The 16180-nt window shown below is 73.8% G+C and carries 12 protein-coding genes; 3 read left to right on the top strand and 9 right to left on the bottom strand.

All coding sequences use genetic code 11. The annotated features are described in order from the left end of the window. The first annotated feature begins 43 nt into the window (after nucleotides 1–43). Nucleotides 44–622, top strand: coding sequence for a GNAT family N-acetyltransferase (locus OG994_RS07000; RefSeq protein WP_204985148.1), 579 nt, complete (start codon nucleotides 44–46; stop codon nucleotides 620–622). A gap of 81 nt (nucleotides 623–703) precedes the next feature. Here the strand turns inward: OG994_RS07000 and OG994_RS06995 are convergent, their stop codons facing one another. Then, nucleotides 704–1501: a YwiC-like family protein gene (locus OG994_RS06995; RefSeq protein WP_328852583.1), complete on the bottom strand. Its 798-nt coding sequence runs from the start codon at nucleotides 1499–1501 to the stop codon at nucleotides 704–706. Continuing rightward, nucleotides 1498–2196, bottom strand: coding sequence for a helix-turn-helix transcriptional regulator (locus OG994_RS06990; protein ID WP_328853682.1), 699 nt, complete (start codon nucleotides 2194–2196; stop codon nucleotides 1498–1500). Before OG994_RS06990 ends, OG994_RS06995 begins: the two co-directional genes overlap by 4 nt. Nucleotides 2197–2321: 125 nt before the next feature. Between OG994_RS06990 and OG994_RS06985 the strand changes: the two genes are divergently transcribed. Beyond that, entirely contained in the window at nucleotides 2322–2771 is a 450-nt protein-coding gene (locus OG994_RS06985; RefSeq protein ID WP_328852582.1) for an SRPBCC family protein, read from the top strand. Between the two features lie 95 nt (nucleotides 2772–2866). Here the strand turns inward: OG994_RS06985 and treZ are convergent, their stop codons facing one another. From treZ to glgX, 3 genes are read right to left on the bottom strand one after another with little or no spacing between them, the layout of a single operon-like run. Further along, nucleotides 2867–4603: a malto-oligosyltrehalose trehalohydrolase gene (gene treZ / locus OG994_RS06980; RefSeq protein WP_328852581.1), complete on the bottom strand. Its 1737-nt coding sequence runs from the start codon at nucleotides 4601–4603 to the stop codon at nucleotides 2867–2869. Next, nucleotides 4600–6921, bottom strand: a complete 2322-nt coding sequence (gene treY / locus OG994_RS06975; protein WP_328852580.1) for a malto-oligosyltrehalose synthase — start codon at nucleotides 6919–6921, stop codon at nucleotides 4600–4602. The genes treZ and treY overlap by 4 nt, the downstream gene beginning before the upstream one ends. 1 nt (nucleotide 6922) lies before the next feature. Next, entirely contained in the window at nucleotides 6923–9040 is a 2118-nt protein-coding gene (gene glgX / locus OG994_RS06970) for a glycogen debranching protein GlgX (RefSeq protein ID WP_328852579.1), read from the bottom strand. A 323-nt stretch (nucleotides 9041–9363) separates the two neighbouring features. Here glgX and OG994_RS06965 point away from each other — a divergent pair, with 323 nt between their 5' ends. Further along, nucleotides 9364–10761 (top strand): glycosyltransferase family 4 protein, encoded by a 1398-nt coding sequence (locus OG994_RS06965; protein WP_120326864.1) that lies wholly within the window; start codon nucleotides 9364–9366, stop codon nucleotides 10759–10761. Between the two features lie 220 nt (nucleotides 10762–10981). Here the strand turns inward: OG994_RS06965 and OG994_RS06960 are convergent, their stop codons facing one another. From OG994_RS06960 to OG994_RS06945, 4 genes are all read right to left on the bottom strand, one after another. Then, entirely contained in the window at nucleotides 10982–12265 is a 1284-nt protein-coding gene (locus OG994_RS06960) for a citrate synthase (RefSeq protein WP_120326863.1), read from the bottom strand. A gap of 159 nt (nucleotides 12266–12424) precedes the next feature. Next, on the bottom strand, nucleotides 12425–14500 hold the full coding sequence (locus tag OG994_RS06955; RefSeq protein ID WP_328852578.1) for a sulfatase-like hydrolase/transferase: 2076 nt from the start codon (nucleotides 14498–14500) through the stop codon (nucleotides 12425–12427). Further along, nucleotides 14493–15917 carry a methyltransferase domain-containing protein gene (locus OG994_RS06950; protein ID WP_328852577.1) on the bottom strand — a complete coding sequence of 475 codons (1425 nt, stop codon included), beginning with the start codon at nucleotides 15915–15917 and terminating at the stop codon, nucleotides 14493–14495. The genes OG994_RS06955 and OG994_RS06950 overlap by 8 nt, the downstream gene beginning before the upstream one ends. 12 nt (nucleotides 15918–15929) lie before the next feature. After that, nucleotides 15930–16079 carry a hypothetical protein gene (locus tag OG994_RS06945; RefSeq protein ID WP_192902051.1) on the bottom strand — a complete coding sequence of 50 codons (150 nt, stop codon included), beginning with the start codon at nucleotides 16077–16079 and terminating at the stop codon, nucleotides 15930–15932. Nucleotides 16080–16180: the final 101 nt, after the last annotated feature.

Here is a 16180-nt window from a genome sequence, read left to right as displayed (position 1 = left end):
GCCGGCACCGGCCCGACCGTCCCGCCCTGGGAGGATGGACGCCATGGGCGGCAACGAAGAACTGTCGACCGCGCGGTTGTCCCTGCGGCGCCCCACCCCCGCCGACATCGGCGCCATCTACCGCGTCCACAGTGACCGGAGGGCATGCGCGCACAACCCGGCTGACCTGCTCACCAGCCAGGCGGACGCGGAGGACCTCTACCGCCGGTGGGACCAGCACTGGCGACACCACGGTTTCGGCTACTGGGTCGTCCACCCCCGGGAGGCCGACGACGAGCGCCTCAGCCTCGGCTTCTGCGGCCTCAAGGTGATGCACCTGGCCGGTCGTGAGGTGCTCAACCTCTTCTACCGCCTGGCCCCCGCCGCCTGGGGCGACGGGGTGGCCACGGAAGCCGCGACCGCGGTCGTCGACTGGGCCGCCACGCATCTGCCGGGTCGCCCCGTCATCGCGCGGGTCCGGCCCGCGAACGTCGCCTCCGCCACGGTCGCCACACGCAGCGGGCTGCGACGCGCCGCGTGCCTCGACACCGCCGGTGAGGACGGCCTCGACTGGATCTTCACGAAGAACTGGCCGGACGGCCGGCCGCAGTCGTCCGGCTCAGGGATCAGGGCAGGGGACTGAGCGCGGCGGCGGTCGGCACGAAGCCCACGACACCGTCCCGGCCGGTCCGGGCGGACGCGACGGTGCGGGGCCGGCCGTCGGTCAGGACGCGACCAGCACGGCGGCGAGCACGAGCAGGGAGCAGACGATCTCGATGACGCCGACCTGGGCGGGCCGCAGCCGACGGGCCGGGAGGACCGCCGCCCGGACGAGCAGCACCAGGAAGACCGGCGCGAGCAGCACGTCGAGCAGGGTCGCCGCCACGAGCGCCGCCAGGTGGTACGCGATCGAGGCGCGCAGGTAGGTGGTGCTCCCCCGCTCCCGGATCATGGTCTTGACGTAGAGGACCGTGCCGGCCAGGTAGAGCAGCAGGGCCGCCAACGCCGGCAGGACCCGCACCGGCGCCACGCCGGCGACGGTGGCCACGACGAGGAGCATCACGCCGCTCAGCGCCACGGAGGCGAGGTCGTTCAGCAGGGCCCGCTCGCGTCGCCTCCAGGCGTACCAGGCGTTGATGGCGAGCAGCACGGCGTAGGCGGGGGCGTACCAGAGCACGGCGGGCCGGGCGACGACCACCGTCAGCGCGAGGGGCGCCGTGACGAGCGCGTACACCCGCAGTTGCGCGGCGAAGCGGCGCGGCCGGCGGCTCTTGACGGCCTGGAAGGCGTAGTACGACAGCAGGTAGCCGGCCAGCCAGGCGACGAGCAGCGGCAGATGCGGCCAGCGCGGCCCGACCAGCGCGACCCCGACGACGTACGGCAGCAGCAGCATCGCCCAGGCGCCGTGCTGCGGGGGCACGAACCGGCGCACCAGGCGGCCGGGGTTGGCGCTGCGGCCGCCTGGGTCGGCCGGCGGGTGGGTACGCCGCCCCGGGCGCGTCGTGTCCGGTCGGGTGGTCATGCCGGTGGGCGGACGCTCGGCGGCAGGGTGAGTCGCACCACGCAGGCGGTCGGCGCGCCGAACGGTTCCAGCACGGCTCCGCTCGTCCCGGCCCCGGCGTGGTCGAGGACGCCGCGCACGACGCCGACGTGCAGCGCGCAGATGGCGTCGGGGTTGCGGTTCACCAGTTCGAGGAACGGACAGGTGGACAGGTGGATCTCGGTGCTCCCGTCCGCCGTGGGGTGCAGGCCGGGGTTGAAGCCCAGGCCACGGAGCACCGCCAGCAGGGTGTCGACGGGGTTCCCGCCCGCCGGGGTGGCCGCGGCGAGGTGGCGGCCCCAGTCCTGCCCGGCGCGGGTGGCCTCGGCCCGGACGTCACCCCGGCCCTGACGGGCGAGGTGGTCGAGCAGGGCGGCGGCGAGCGCCCGGTACGGCGCCGGTGCAGGGGCCTCCCCCGTGGCGGCCCGGTAGCGCCACGCCGGCCGTCCGGGCTGCCCGCCACTGGCGCGCGCCTTGACGAGGAGACCGGCGTCCACGAGCCGGTCGAGGTGGCTGCGCGCGGTGGAGGGGTGCAGCCCGGTCCGCTCGCCCACCTCGGCGATCGTCAGGCCGCCGCCGGCTTCACGCACGAGTTCGAGGATCGAGGCGCGGCTCGCGGTGCCGAGGGCCCGGTGCCGGGTGGGATCGATGGTCTCCCCGACGGGCCCCGCTCCCAGGGTTTTCACGATGAATGACGTTACAACGGCGTCCGTCGTCGGAACCACCGGGAGGAGGCAGGTCACACCGCCGTCGTTTGCCCCGGCACGGACCGGGAAGGCGTACGGCACGCGGAGGAGACGTGATGATCGAAGTCAGTCGGACCATCCGTACCTCGCCCGAGCGGGTCTTCGCCGTGCTCGCGGATGGTTGGAGCTACGCCAGTTGGGTCGTCGGCGCCGCGCACGTGCGGGCCGTCGACGAACGCTGGCCGGCGGTCGGCGCGCGGGTGCACCACCGGATCGGCCCGTGGCCCGTGCAGATCGAGGACCAGACGGTGGTCCGCGCCATGGAGCCGAACCGGCTGCTCGAACTCGAGGCGCACGCCGGACCGCTCGGCACCGCGCGGGTCCGGCTCACGCTGGAGCCGGTCTCGGACACCGCGACCCGGCTCCGGATGGGCTGGATGGCGGCCGCCGGCGTCACCCGCCTCGTTCCCGAGGCCGTGCTGTCGCTGATCCTGCGGCCGCGGAACGCGGAGACGCTGCACCGCGTGGACGACATCGCCATGCACCGGCAACTGCGCGCGGCCTAGCCGCGACACCGCCCGTCCCGCCGTGCCGGGCGGTTCCCTCGTGGTGCGCCCGCCGGCCGCTTTCCTGGTGGTGGGCCCGCCGCCTGCCGACCCCGCTACAGCGCCACGACGGCCGCCGTCTCCGCCGGCAGCTCGATCCGGTCGCGCATCACGGTGACGCCGTTCCCGGTGGCCAGCAGCACCTTCCGCACCACTCCCGGCAGCGTGATCCGCTGCGCCTTGCCGGCCAGGTTCGCCGCCACGAGGCAGTCACCCCGGCGCATCAGCAGGAACTGGTCCCCGTGCCGGACGTCGACCGCGTGCAGCCGCGGGTCCGACAGGTCGGCCCGGCTCTTCCGCAGCGCGATGAGCCGCCGGTGGAACTCGTACATCTCCCGGTGCTCGGGCTTGTCCAGCTCGGCCCAGTCGAGCCGGGAGCGGGCGAAGGTCTGCGGGTCCTGCGGGTCGGGCACCTCCCCGGGCGGCCAGCCGTGCGCGGCGAACTCCCGCCGGCGTCCGGACGCGACGGCCGCCGCCAGCTCCGGCTCGGGGTGGCTGGTGAAGAACTGCCAGGGCGTGGAGGCGGCCCACTCCTCCCCCATGAACAGCATCGGCGTGAAGGGCGCCGTCATGAGCAGCGTCGCCCCGACCCGCAGCAGGGCCGGCGACAGCGACGTGGAGATCCGGTCCCCGGTCGCCCGGTTCCCGATCTGGTCGTGGTTCTGCAGGTACGCCACGAACCGGTGCCCCGGCGTCCGCTGCCGGTCCACCGGCCGCCCGTGGTGCCGCTGCCGGAAGCTGGACCAGGTGCCGGCGTGGAAGAAGCCGCCGGTCAGCACGTCGGTGAGCGCCTCCAGCGACCCGAAGTCGGCGTAGTAGCCCTGCCGCTCCCCGGTGAGCAGCGTGTGCAGGGCATGGTGGGCGTCGTCGTTCCACTGGGCGTGCAGCCCGTACCCGCCCGCCTCGCGGGGCGTGATGAGCCGCGGGTCGTTGAGGTCGGACTCGGCGATCAGCGACAGCGGCCGACCGAGGTGCGTGGACAGGGCCTCCACCTCGGCGGCGATCTCCTCGAGCAGGTGCACGGCGCGGGTGTCGGGCATGGCGTGCACGGCGTCCAGGCGCAGCCCGTCGACGTGGTAGTCCCGCAGCCACATGAGCACCGAGTCGACGATGTAGCGGCGCACGCCGTCGGAGTGCGGGCCGTCGAGGTTGACCGTGCGGCCCCACGGGTTGCTCTGTTCGCTGAGGTAGGGCGCGAACATCGGCGCGTAGGCCCCGGAGGGCCCGAAATGGTTGTAGACGACGTCGAGGATCACCCCCAGCCCCCTGGCATGGGCCGCGTCGACCAGCCGCTTCAGCCCGTCCGGGCCGCCGTAGGGCTGGTGCGGCGCGTACCAGCAGACGCCGTCGTACCCCCAGTTGTGCTCGCCGTTGAAGGCATTGACCGGCAGCAGCTCGATCAGGTCGACGCCAAGGTCGACCAGGTGGTCGAGCTTGCCGATGGCCGCGTCGAAGGTGCCCTCCGGGGTGAAGGTGCCCACGTGCAGCTCGTAGAGGACGCTGCCGGGCAGCTGCCGGCCGGTCCACGACCCGTCGGTCCAGGCGAAGGCGTCGTGGGAGTAGACCCGGCTCGGCCCGTGCACGCCGTCGGGCTGCCAGAGGGAGCGCGGGTCGGGCAGGGCGAAGTCGTCGTCGTCGTCGAGGAGGAAGGCGTAGTCGGTGCCGGGGCCGGCGTCGGGCACCTCGGCCCGCCACCACCCGCCGGCGTCGGCGCGCATCTCGTGGTCGGCGCGGCCGAACAGGCGCAGCCGGACCCGGGCGGCTTCGGGCGCCCACACCGTGAACTCGGTCATCGGGCAGCCTCCACGGAATCGGTGGGAGCGAGGAGGGCGACGGGATAGGTGCTCAGCAGATCATGAACGAGCAGCTCAGACCCACTGTAGACCCGCCCGGTGAACATGTCGGTCACAGTGTGTCCGGGAAGTGACAGAAACGTGTCGCGCCAGCCACCGTCGCGGGTCAGCCGCAGCGGCAGCCGGGTGGCCACGGCGAGCGCGCCGCCCCGGTCGAACGCGACGGCGTGCCGTGCCGCCGGGCCGTGCGCCGGCACCGGGCGGTAGCCGGTGAACAGCTCCGGACGGTCGCGCCGCAGCCGCAGGGTCCGCGACACGACGAGCAGCTTCGCCGCTCCGCCGGCGTCGACCGGCGGGCGCCAGCCCGCGTCGAGCCGGGCCAGCAGCTCCCGGCGTACGTCGACGTCGACCGGCCGGCGGTTGTCCGGGTCGACCAGCGAGTTGTCCCACAGCTCGGTGCCCTGGTAGGTGTCGGGCACCCCCGGCAGGGCCAGCTGCACGAGCTTCTGGCCGAGGGAGTTCGACCAGCCGGCCGGCGTGATCTCCCGGGCGAACGCGGTCAGCTCGGCGTGCAGCTCCGGGTCGTCGTACATGCGGTCGACGACCGCGTGCAGGGCCCGTTCGAAGGCCGCGTCGGGGTCGGTCCAGCTCGTCGACACGGCGGCCTCGCGGGCGGCCTTCTCGGCGTACGCGTGCAGCCGCTCGCGCTCGATGGGCCACGCGCCGACGGCGGTCTGCCAGAGCAGGTGCGCGAACGCCGGGTCGGGCAGCGGGACGCGGGCCGTCCACCCGGCGACGAGCCCGGCCCACCGGTCCGGCAGCTCGCTGAGGACGGCGAGGCGGGCCCGCACGTCCTCCGACCGCTTCGTGTCGTGGGTGGAGAGGGTGGTCATCGCGGCCGGCCAGCGGACGTGCCGCGCGGCGGCGAACCGGTGGAACTCGGCGGGCGGGGTGCCGAAGTGGGCGGGGCTGCCGCCGACCTCGTTGAGCGCCACGAAGCGGCTCCACCGGTAGAAGGCGGTGTCCTCGACGCCCTTGGCCATCACGGCGCCGGTGAACTGGGGGAACCGGCACGCCAGCTCGTCGTCGGGATCCCGCAGGCGGCGGGTGAGCGCGTCCAGCACGCCGGTCAGGTCGGGGCGGCGGCGACCGGCCTCCGCACGGGCCGCGGCGAGGTGCCGGGCGCCCTCGGGCGGGTAGCCCCGGTAGACCGGGAACGCGGCCGCCAGCTCGGCGAGCCCCGCACGCGCCGCCGCCGGCTCCAGGTCGGGGGCGAGCGCGGCGAGCCGGCCCAGCTCGGCGGCGAGCAGCCGGGTGGCGGCGGCGAGCTTGGTGTCGTGGATGAGATCCGGCCAGGAGGTGCGCCGGCCGGTGAGCCGGGTGTCCAGCGCCGTGAAGTCGGCCTCGGCGTCGGGGTCGACGAAGAGACCGGAGACCGCCGCGAGGGCCTCGTAGCCGGTGGTGCCGTCGACCGGCCAGTCCGGCAGCTCCTCCCCGTACTCCAGGATCTTCTCCACGACGAGCCAGACGGGCCCGGCGGCGTCCCGTAGCCGGGTGAGGTAGCCGGCGGGGTCGCGCAGCCCGTCGGGGTGGTCGACCCGGATGCCGTCGACCTCCCCCGCCGTGGCCCACCGCAGGATCAGCTCGTGGGTGGCGGCGAAGACCTCCGGGTCCTCGACCCGCAGGCCGGCGAGGCCGGAGACGGCGAAGAACCGGCGGTACGTCAGCTCGGCGTCGCCGCGCCGCCACGAGACCAGCTCGTAGTGCTGCCGGTCGTGCACCTCCCGCGGGCTGCCGTCGCCCGTGCCGTCGGCGATCGGGAAGCGGTGCTCGTGGTAGCGCAGCTCGCCGTCGACGACCGCGAGGTCGTCGAGGGCGTCGGGCGTGTCGGCGAGCACCGGCAGCAGCAGCCGCCCCCGCTCCCAGTCGATGTCGAACCAGGAGGCGTACGCCGACGCGCGGCCGCGGCGCAGCACGTCCCACCAGGCGGGGTTGGCGGCCGGCACGGCCACCCCCGCGTGGTTCGGCACGATGTCCACGACGAGGCCCAGCCCCACGGCGCGCAGGGCCCGCAGCAGCCGCTGCCGGCCCGCCTCGCCGCCGAGTTCCGGGTTGACGGCCCGGTGGTCGACGACGTCGTAGCCGTGCGCCGAGCCGGGGGCGGCGGCGAGCAGCGGCGCGCTGTAGAGGTGCGTCACGCCGAGGTCGGCGAGGTAGCCGGCGAGCCCGGCGGTGGCGTCGAGGTCGAAGTCGGGGCGGACCTGCACCCGGTAGGTGGCGCGCACCCGCGGCACGTCCGGTCGAGGGGTGGTGGACATGTCAGCCGGCCCTCTTCAGCACCACGAGGGAGCGGTCCGGCACGCACAGCGCCCCGCCCGCCTCGACCACCGTCGTCTTCTCGGCGTCGGGTTCGGCGGTGCTGATCTCCACCTGCCAGCGCTGCCCGAACTCGGCCGGTGGGAGGGTGAAGTCCAGCGGCGCGTCGTGGGCGTTGAAGCAGAGCACGAACGAGTCGTCGTGGTGGCGCTGGCCGTACGCGCCGCGCTCGCGGATGCCCTCCCCGTTGACGAACAGCGCCACCGACCGCCCGAAGTCGTTGCCCCAGTCCTCGCCGGTCATCTCCCGACCGTCCGGCGTGTACCAGGCCAGGTCCGGCAGGGGGGCGCCGACGTCCCGGCCGCCGACCGGCAGCCCGGTGAAGAAGCGGCGGCGGCGGAACACCTGGTGGCTCCGGCGGAACGCCACCAACCGTCGGACGAACTCCAGCAGCCCCTCGTCGGCGTGCTCCCAGTCGATCCAGGTCAGCTCGCTGTCCTGGCAGTACGCGTTGTTGTTGCCCCGCTGCGTGCGCCCCAGCTCGTCGCCGTGGCCGATCATCGGGACGCCCTGGGAGAGCAGCAGGGTGGCCAGGAAGTTGCGGCGCTGCCGGGCGCGCAGGGCGCGTACGGCCTCGTCGTCGGTGGGCCCCTCCACGCCGCAGTTCCACGACCGGTTGTGGCTCTCCCCGTCCCGGTTCTCCTCGCCGTTGGCCTCGTTGTGCTTGTCGTTGTACGACACCAGGTCGGTGAGCGTGAACCCGTCGTGGCAGGTGACGAAGTTGATGCTGTGGAACGGGCGGCGCCCGTCGTCCTGGTAGAGGTCGGCCGAGCCGGAGATCCGCGAGGCGAACTCGGCCAGGGTGGCCGGCTCGCCCCGCCAGAAGTCGCGCACGGTGTCCCGGTACTTGCCGTTCCACTCCGTCCACTCCGGCGGGAAGTTGCCGACCTGGTAGCCGCCGGGGCCCACGTCCCACGGTTCGGCGATCAGCTTCACCTGGCTCACCACCGGGTCCTGCTGCACCACCTCGAAGAACGTGGAGAGGCGGTCGACCTCGTAGAACTCGCGGGCCAGGGTGGCCGCGAGGTCGAAGCGGAAGCCGTCGACGTGCATCTCGGTCACCCAGTACCGCAGCGAATCCATGATCAGTTGCAGTGAGTGGGGGCTGCGGACGTTGAGGCTGTTGCCGGTGCCGGTGTAGTCGACGAAGTACCGCCGGTCGGACTCCGAGAGGCGGTAGTAGCTCGGGGCGTCGATGCCCTTGAAGCTGAGCGTGGGGCCGAGGTGGTTGCCCTCGGCCGTGTGGTTGTAGACCACGTCGAGGATCACCTCGATGCCGGCCGCGTGCAGCGCCCGCACCATGCCGCGGAACTCCTGCACCTGCTGGCCGAGCCGGCCCATCGCCGAGTAGCCGTGGTGCGGGGCGAAGAAGCCGATCGTGTTGTAGCCCCAGTAGTTGCGCAGCCCCAGGTCGGCGAGGCGGTGGTCGTGCACGAACTGGTGCACGGGCATCAGCTCGATGGCCGTCACCCCGAGCCGGTTCAGGTGCTCGATCATGGGCGGCGAGCCGATGGCCGCGTACGTGCCGCGCAGCTCCTCGGGGATGTCGGGGTGGCGCATGGTCAGGCCGCGCACGTGCGCCTCGTAGATCACCGAGTGGTGGTAGGGGGTGCGCGGCGGGGAGTCGTTGCCCCAGTCGAAGTACGGGTTGACCACCACCGACTTCGGCATGAACGGCGCCGAGTCGGCGGTGCTCATGCGCTCCGGGTCGCCGTGCTCGTAGTCGTAGACCGCCGGATCCCACGTCACGTCGCCGTCGACGGCCTTCGCGTACGGGTCGAGCAGCAGCTTGTGCGGGTTGCAGCGCAGGCCGTTCGCCGGGTCGTACGGGCCGTGGACGCGGTAGCCGTACCGCTGCCCGGGCCCGATCCCCGGCAGGTACGCGTGCCAGACGTACGCGTCCACCTCGCGCAGCTCCACCCGGCGCTCCGCGCCGGTGTCCCACTCGTCGAAGAGACACAGCTCGACCTTCTCCGCCACCTGGCTGAAGATCGCGAAGTTGGTGCCCATCCCGTCGTACGTGGCGCCGAGGGGGTAGCGCTCGCCCGGCCAGACCTGCATGTCGCTCCTTCGTCCCGGTCATGAGCGCGCCCGCGCGTCATGAGCGCACCTCACGGCGGGCCGGGCGGTGCGCAGGCCGGGTATTGCCCCGCCACCGCCCCGCCCAATCCTGCGGCCGACACCCACAAATCCGTACGACCCGGGCGGGTCACCCGTTCGGGTGTCGTCGGTCACCCGGGCTCTCCTCGAGATGCGGTTCGTGCCCCGATGCCCTTTGCTGGTGCGGGGGACGCGCGCCCGCGCGTCGGCACCCCGGCCATCCATCACGCAACCGCGCCGCCACCGCCGCCGGCGCGTACGCCCCTGCCTGGACGGAGACGAATGTGACGACGCTGCGGGTCGGCGAGAAGCTCGCCACCGCCACGGACCGCACCTGCCGGCCCACCCCGACGCGGTCCCCGACCCCGCCGCCGGCCGGCCCCGGGACGCCCCCGCCGGCGCGGCGGATCCTCATGCTGTCGTGGGAGTACCCGCCGGTGCTCGTCGGCGGACTCGGCCGACACGTCCACGCCCTCTCCACCGCCCTCGCCGCCGCCGGCCACCACGTCACCGTCGTCACCCGCCACACCGACGGCGCACCCACCGAGGAATACACCGACGGCGTCCGCATCATCCGCGCCACCGAAGACCCCGTCACCTTCCCCCTGGCCACCCCCAGCCTCCTCGCCTGGACCATGGCCTTCAACCACACCCTCACCCGCGCCGCCCTCCACGCCACCACCACCGACACCTACGACGTCATCCACGCCCACGACTGGCTCGTCGCCCACACCGCCATCACCCTCCGCGAACACCTCGACCTCCCCCTCGTCACCACCATCCACGCCACCGAAGCCGGCCGACACCAAGGCTGGCTCCCCGACGAGATGAACCGCACCATCCACGCCGTCGAACACTGGCTCACCACCGAATCCGGCCGCGTCATCGCCTGCTCCGGCTACATGCGCAACGAGGTGACGGCCCTGTTCGGGGTGCCGGCCCCGCGGGTGGACGTCGTGCCGAACGGCGTCGAGCCGCACCGCTGGCAGGCGCCGCGGCGGGCCGTGGACGCGGCGCGGGCCCGGTACGCCGGGGACGGCCCGCTGGTCACCTTCGCCGGACGGCTGGTCTACGAGAAGGGCGTGCAGGACCTGCTCGCCGGGCTGCCGCGGCTGCGGGAGCGGCACCCGGGGCTGCGCGTGGTGATCGCCGGCGACGGCCCGTACCGGGACGAGCTGGAGGCGCTCGTGCACCGGCTCGACCTGGCCGGCGCCGTGAGCATGCCGGGCTTCCTCGGCGACGACCTGCCCGCCGTGATGGCCGCGTCGGACTGCTTCGCGGTGCCGAGCATCTACGAGCCGTTCGGCATGGTGGCGCTGGAGGGCGCGGCGGCCGGCGCGCCGCTCGCCGTGGCGGCCACCGGCGGCCTCGCCGAGATCGTCGAGCCCGGCGTCACCGGCATGACCTTCCGGCCGGGGGATCCGGACGGGCTGGCCGAGGCCGTCCACGCGCTGCTGGTCGACCGGGACCGGGCGTCAGCGCTCGCCCGCCGGGCGCGGTCGGTGGTGCGGAAGCGGTACGGCTGGCCGGCCATCGCCCAGCGCACCGCCGCCACGTACGCGGCCGCCATCGCCGGCGACCCGGCGTTCACGGCCGCCCGCACCGCCGAACGGATGGCCCAGGGCCGCGCCCTCCCGCCGGTACCCGACGGCAACCTGCTGGCCGCAGCCAACCTCCGCTGACCGCCCCACCCCCTCCCCGCGCCCGCGCCCCGCGCCCCGCGCCCCGCGCCCGCGCCGGTGATCATGAGGTTGGCGGGCCGGGATGTCCGGTTCGTCCCCGCCAACCTCATGATCACCGGGGGCAGAGGCGGGGGCAGGGACGGGCGCGGGGGGCGGGTGAGACGCGAGCGGCCGCCGGGCCCCTTCGGGGGCCGGCGGCCGCTCGTCGCTGTGGCTTGGGTCAGCGCTCGTTCAGCGGGACGAAGTTCCGCTCGGAGTAGCCGGTGTAGACCTGCCGCGGACGGCCGATCTTGGTCTCCGGGTCGTTGATCATCTCGCGCCACTGGGCGATCCAGCCCGGGAGCCGGCCCAGGGCGAACAGCACCGTGAACATCTTCGTCGGGAAGCCCATGGCCTTGTAGATGAGGCCGGTGTAGAAGTCCACGTTCGGGTAGAGCCGCCGGGACACGAAGAAGTCGTCGGCGAGGGCGATCTCCTCCAGCTGCATGGCGATGTCCAGCAGCGGGTCCGGCTTGGCCATGCGGCCGAGCACGTCCTGGGCGGCCTTCTTCACGATGGCCGCGCGCGGGTCGTAGTTCTTGTAGACCCGGTGGCCGAAGCCCATGAGCTTCACGCCGTCCTGCCGGTCCTTGACCTTCTGCACGAAGGTCCGGACGTCACCGCCGTCGGCCTGGATGCGCTGGAGCATTTCGAGGACGGCCTGGTTGGCGCCGCCGTGCAGCGGGCCGAAGAGGGCGTTCACGCCGGCGGAGACGGAAGCGAAGAGGTTGGCGTTGCTGGAACCCACGAGCCGGACGGTCGAGGTGGAGCAGTTCTGCTCGTGGTCGGCGTGCAGGATGAAGAGCATGTCGAGCACGCGGGCCATCACCGGGTCGACCTCGTACGGCTCCGCCGGCACGCCGAAGGTCAGCCGCAGGAAGTTCTCCACGTAGCCGAGCGAGTTGTCCGGGTACAGCAGCGGCTGCCCGATCGACTTCTTGTAGGCGTACGAGGCGATGGTGGGGACCTTCGCCATCAGCCGCACGGTGGAGATCTCCACGTGCTCGGAGTCGAACGGGTCCAGGCTGTCCTGGTAGAAGGTCGAGATCGCGCTGACCGCGGAGGAGAGCACCGCCATCGGGTGCGCGTCCCGCGGGAAGCCGTCGAAGAAGCGCCGCATCTCCTCGTGCAGCAGCGAGTGCCGGCGGATCCACTCGGTGAACTCGCTGAGCTGCTGATCGGTGGGCAGCTCCCCGTAGATGAGCAGGTAGGAGACCTCCAGGAAGGAGGACTTCTCGGCCAGCTGCTCGATCGGGTAGCCACGGTAACGCAGGATCCCCGCGTCGCCGTCGATGTAGGTGATCGCGGACGAGCAGGCCGCGGTGTTGACGAAACCGGGGTCGTACGTCGTCAGCCCGGTCTCTTTCAGCAGCTTGCTCACCCCGATACCGGCGGGGCCCTCGACCGCGGCGTGTACCGGCATCGACAGCTGCCCACCGGGGTGATCGAGCTTGACTTCCGTCATGTGGTTCCTCGCTTCGCCGGCGAATCTTCGTTGAATTGCCTTCGCTTTTACCGTAATCGTGGTTGCGGGGACACCGCCTGCGGTGGTTCGGGGGTGAGGTATGCGTCACCCGATTCCCGACCGCCCGGCTGGGGAAACCGGCGAATCGCGCGTCCGTGCTCAGGAGAGCGCGAGGTGGCGCAACCCACCGTCGGCGGCGATCTGGTAGACGTCGAGTCGATTCTTCCCCGCGTGGAAGAGCCGGTCGTCGGCGATCAGCGCGGCGAAGCGGCGCCCGCCCGGGTCGGGGGGCACGACCGGCACGACCGCGCCCACGCGCCCGTTCACGGCCACGGCGAGCAGCGTGCCGTCGGGGACGTCGTCCGGGACGGTGCCCCAGACCAGCGCCGGCAGCGCGCCGGCGTCGGGATCGATGTCGCGGAACGCGGCGAGGTCGGCCACCCGGGCGCTCCCGCCCGCCGGTCGCTGGCTCACGGTGGTGCCGACCAGCGGGTGTACGGCCGGCAGGGGCGGCGGCTTCGGCACCCCGTCCGGGATGGGCGTCGGCTCCCCCGGGCGGTCGTAGAAGTGCTTCTGTCCCGCCGGGCGGGGGGTGGCCCGGGCGGAACGGCCGTCCACCCGCCACGGCAGCCGGATGCCGGCCGCGTCCGCCACCGTCGGCAGCAGGTCGACGTGCTCCCAGTTGCGGTCGTCGACCCGTCCGGCGCGCTGGCCGGGCTCCTTCACGAACATCGGCACCCAGGCGACCTCGCCGGGCGCGGCCTTGATGGCGTCCATGCCGCGGCCCTGGAAGCCGGGGGTGAAGCTCACCCCGTGGTCGGCGGTGACCACCACGAGCGCCTGGTCGTAGAGGCCGGTGGCACGCAGCGTCCGCAGGGTCTCCCCGATCAGCCGGTCGGTGTAGCCGAGCTGCGCGAGGTGCCGCTGCCGGGCCAGCTCCACCCAGCCGTGGCCGTCGTTCGGCAGGTCCTCCGGGCCGTCGTAGCGCGCCCCGGAGGGCAGGAACGCCCACGGCGAGTGCGGCATGAGCAGGTGCAGGAAGTGCAGCGTGGGTCGGGACGCCGGCTTCAGCCCGGCCAGGAAGCTCGTGAACCGGGCCGGCTGGTTGTCGTCCAGGCTGTCCCAGCGGAACGTCGGGTCGTCCGGGATCGGCTCGGCCGCGTCGAGCCCGGCCTCGGCCGCGGTCTGCTCCCGGTAGGAGTCCTCGGGGTCGACGAGGCTGTCCCGCGGCGCGGTGACCTGGCCGAGCAGCCGGCCGGTCTCGCGGACCAGCACCCCGAGCCCCTGCTCGGGGGCGACCGGCTGCTCGCAGCGGCTGGGCGGGCAGAGCCGGGTGATGCTCTCCTCGGCGCGGATGTCGTACAGGCCGCCGAACGCGGTGAACAGGTTCTCCGGGTACTGCGAGTAGTGCGGGGCGACGCCCCGCTCCGGGTACCGGCCGGTGAGCATGGCCGGCAGGGCGTACGGGGTCCAGCCGCTGACCCCGGTGGCGTCGCGGTACCAGGTCGATCCGGCGGCGAGCTCGGCGAAGTGTGGGAATCGGGTCGCGTCGATGCGCCCGTCGGCGCCGAGCAGGGAGACCAGCGGCAGTTCGTCGAGGACGATCATGACCACGGGCGGGTGGACGTCGGTGGCCGCCGTGCCGGTCGCCTCGCCAGCCGCCCGGGGCAGCACGAGCACCGAGGTCGGCGACACGAGCAGGAAGAGCGCCACGAACACCGGCGGCCCGGCGGCGGCGACCCGCAGCACCCGGCCGGGTGTCCGCCACCGCCGGTGGGCCGCCGCGCCGGCCGCGCCGACCACGGCCGCGGCCAGCAGCAGCGGTACGCCCCGCAGCGGTGTGCCGTGCCGGCCGACCTGGACGGCGAGCGCGGCGAGCAGCAGCCCGACCAGCACCGTGTGCGTCACCGAACGGGCCGCCCGGCCGGCGAGGCGGGTGAGTGCGCCGAAGAGCACGACCGGCACCGTGGGCGCCAGCGCGACCAGGGCCACCAGTTGCAGGATCTGCTCCCGGTCGGCGCGGTGGAACAGGAAGAAGTCGGGGCTGTGGCCGAGCACGTCCAGCAGCGGCTGGGTGACCACGAGCCCGACGAGCGCAACGACCTCCAGCACCCGGCCCAGCTCGGACCGGAACGCCGCCGTCCACCGGGCGCGACGCCCGGCCGGGGCCGTCCCGGCGGCCGGGGTGTCCCCGCCCGGACCGGCCTCGGGCCCGTCGGTCGCCGGGTCAGCCACCCACGACCACCGTGTAGAGCGTCCGGGTGCCCGAGGGCAGTTCCTCGCGCCGCGCGATCCGGCCGCGCGTCGCGAGCAGCCGCTCGAACTCCGCCCGGTGGTAGTCGGGGAAGAGCCCCTCGGGCTTGTTGGCCAGCAGGCGGCGCGCCATCGGGTCCTCGGGGTGCACGAACTCGACGACGACGCGGCCGCCGGGCGCGCAGAGGTCGGCGAGCCACGCGACCACCTCGGGCAGCGGCACGTTCCGGCCGATCGCGAGGTGGTGCACCACGGCCAGGGCGAGCACCGCGTCCGCGGCGGCCCGGTCGGCGAAGGAGGCCCGCTCGGTGCCGCGCCATCCGCCGCCGGGCGACGGGTCGGCGAGGTCCATGACGAGCGGCAGGACGCGCCGTTCGCCCTCGTCGCGCAGCGTCCGGTAGAGGGTGTCGACGACCGCCGGGTCCTGCTCGACGGCGACCACGTGGTCGGCGTGGCGTGCGGCGAGGCGGGCGTACCGGCCGTCGTTGGCGCCGAGGTCGAGCACGAGGCGGGGCCGGGGCCCGTCGGCCAGCGCGGCGGACACGAACCGCTCCTTGCCCACCCGGTCCTCGGCGGAGTAGCCGCAGGTGCGCTGGTAGTCGTTCCAGTGGCTGGCCGACGAGGTCGGCTCCAGCCGGCGGACGAGCTTCTCGATGCCGCGTACGGTGGCGAGCGCGAGTTCCCGGGAGTAGCCGGCGGCGCGCAGTTGGGCGCGGACGTCGGTGGTGGTGGCCTCGGCGTGCCGGTTCTGCATGGCGGCGTGCAGGTGCAGGTGGGTCGGCACGCCGCGCCGGAGCCGCCGGAGGCCCCGGAACAGCGGCCGCAGCGCGTCGGCCTCGATCCCGTCGACCCGGGCCCGCAGCCAGGGCTGGAAGTCCACGCCGAGGTGCGCGGTGAGCAGCAGCGGGTAGAGCATGGTCTGGCAGAACTGGCGGTAGCCCGCCCACGGTTCCCCGTCGCGCACCGGCTCGAAGGAGCCGACGTCGATGAAGACGGGCGCGCTGCCGCGCCACTGGAGGTTGTAGGCCGACCCGTCCTTCGTGGTGAACCCGGCCGGCAGCGCGGCGCGAAGGATCTCCAGGTGCAGCAGCGCGGCGTCGCGCAGCATGGTGAAGGACCACTCGTACGGGTGGGAGACGAACGGGATGCGCTCGTGCCGCAGCACGGCCGCCCACGCCGAGTCGGCCGGGACCCGGGCGGGCTCCAGCACCTCGGTGGCGCAGACCTTGCCGGTCGCCAGCAGGGACGTGAAGAACTCGCTGCCGGCCAGCGCCCGCCAGTGCTCGGCGGCCCGCGCGTCGAGCCCGCGCAGCACCTCGTCGCCGACGTGGAAGACCCGGTTGGCCGGGTCGCGGAAGGAGCCGGGCTCGGGCCGTACGCCCGCGGGGGAGATCGCCATCGCCGGCCCGGGTCAGCGCTGGTCGGTGGGCTGGCGCCGGAACCGGTCGACCAGCCGCCGCCAGTAGAGCTTGGCGGCCACCGCGACGCCCGCCACCCCGCCGACCACCGCCTGCACGATCAGGCTGCCGGATCCCGCGTCCAGGTAGGCCAGATGGTTCACCGAGCGCTCCTTCCCTCACCGTCACGACACCGGCGTCCCGGAGGTGCAGCGCTGCGGCTTTTGACCCGGAAGGCCGGACTTTCCCCACCGTACGCCGATCA

This window comes from Micromonospora globbae (assembly GCF_036184225.1).
GTDB classification, from domain to species: Bacteria; Actinomycetota; Actinomycetes; order Mycobacteriales; family Micromonosporaceae; genus Micromonospora; species Micromonospora globbae.
Note: the sequence above shows the minus strand (reverse complement) of the source record. Positions and strands in the feature narration are given on the sequence as shown.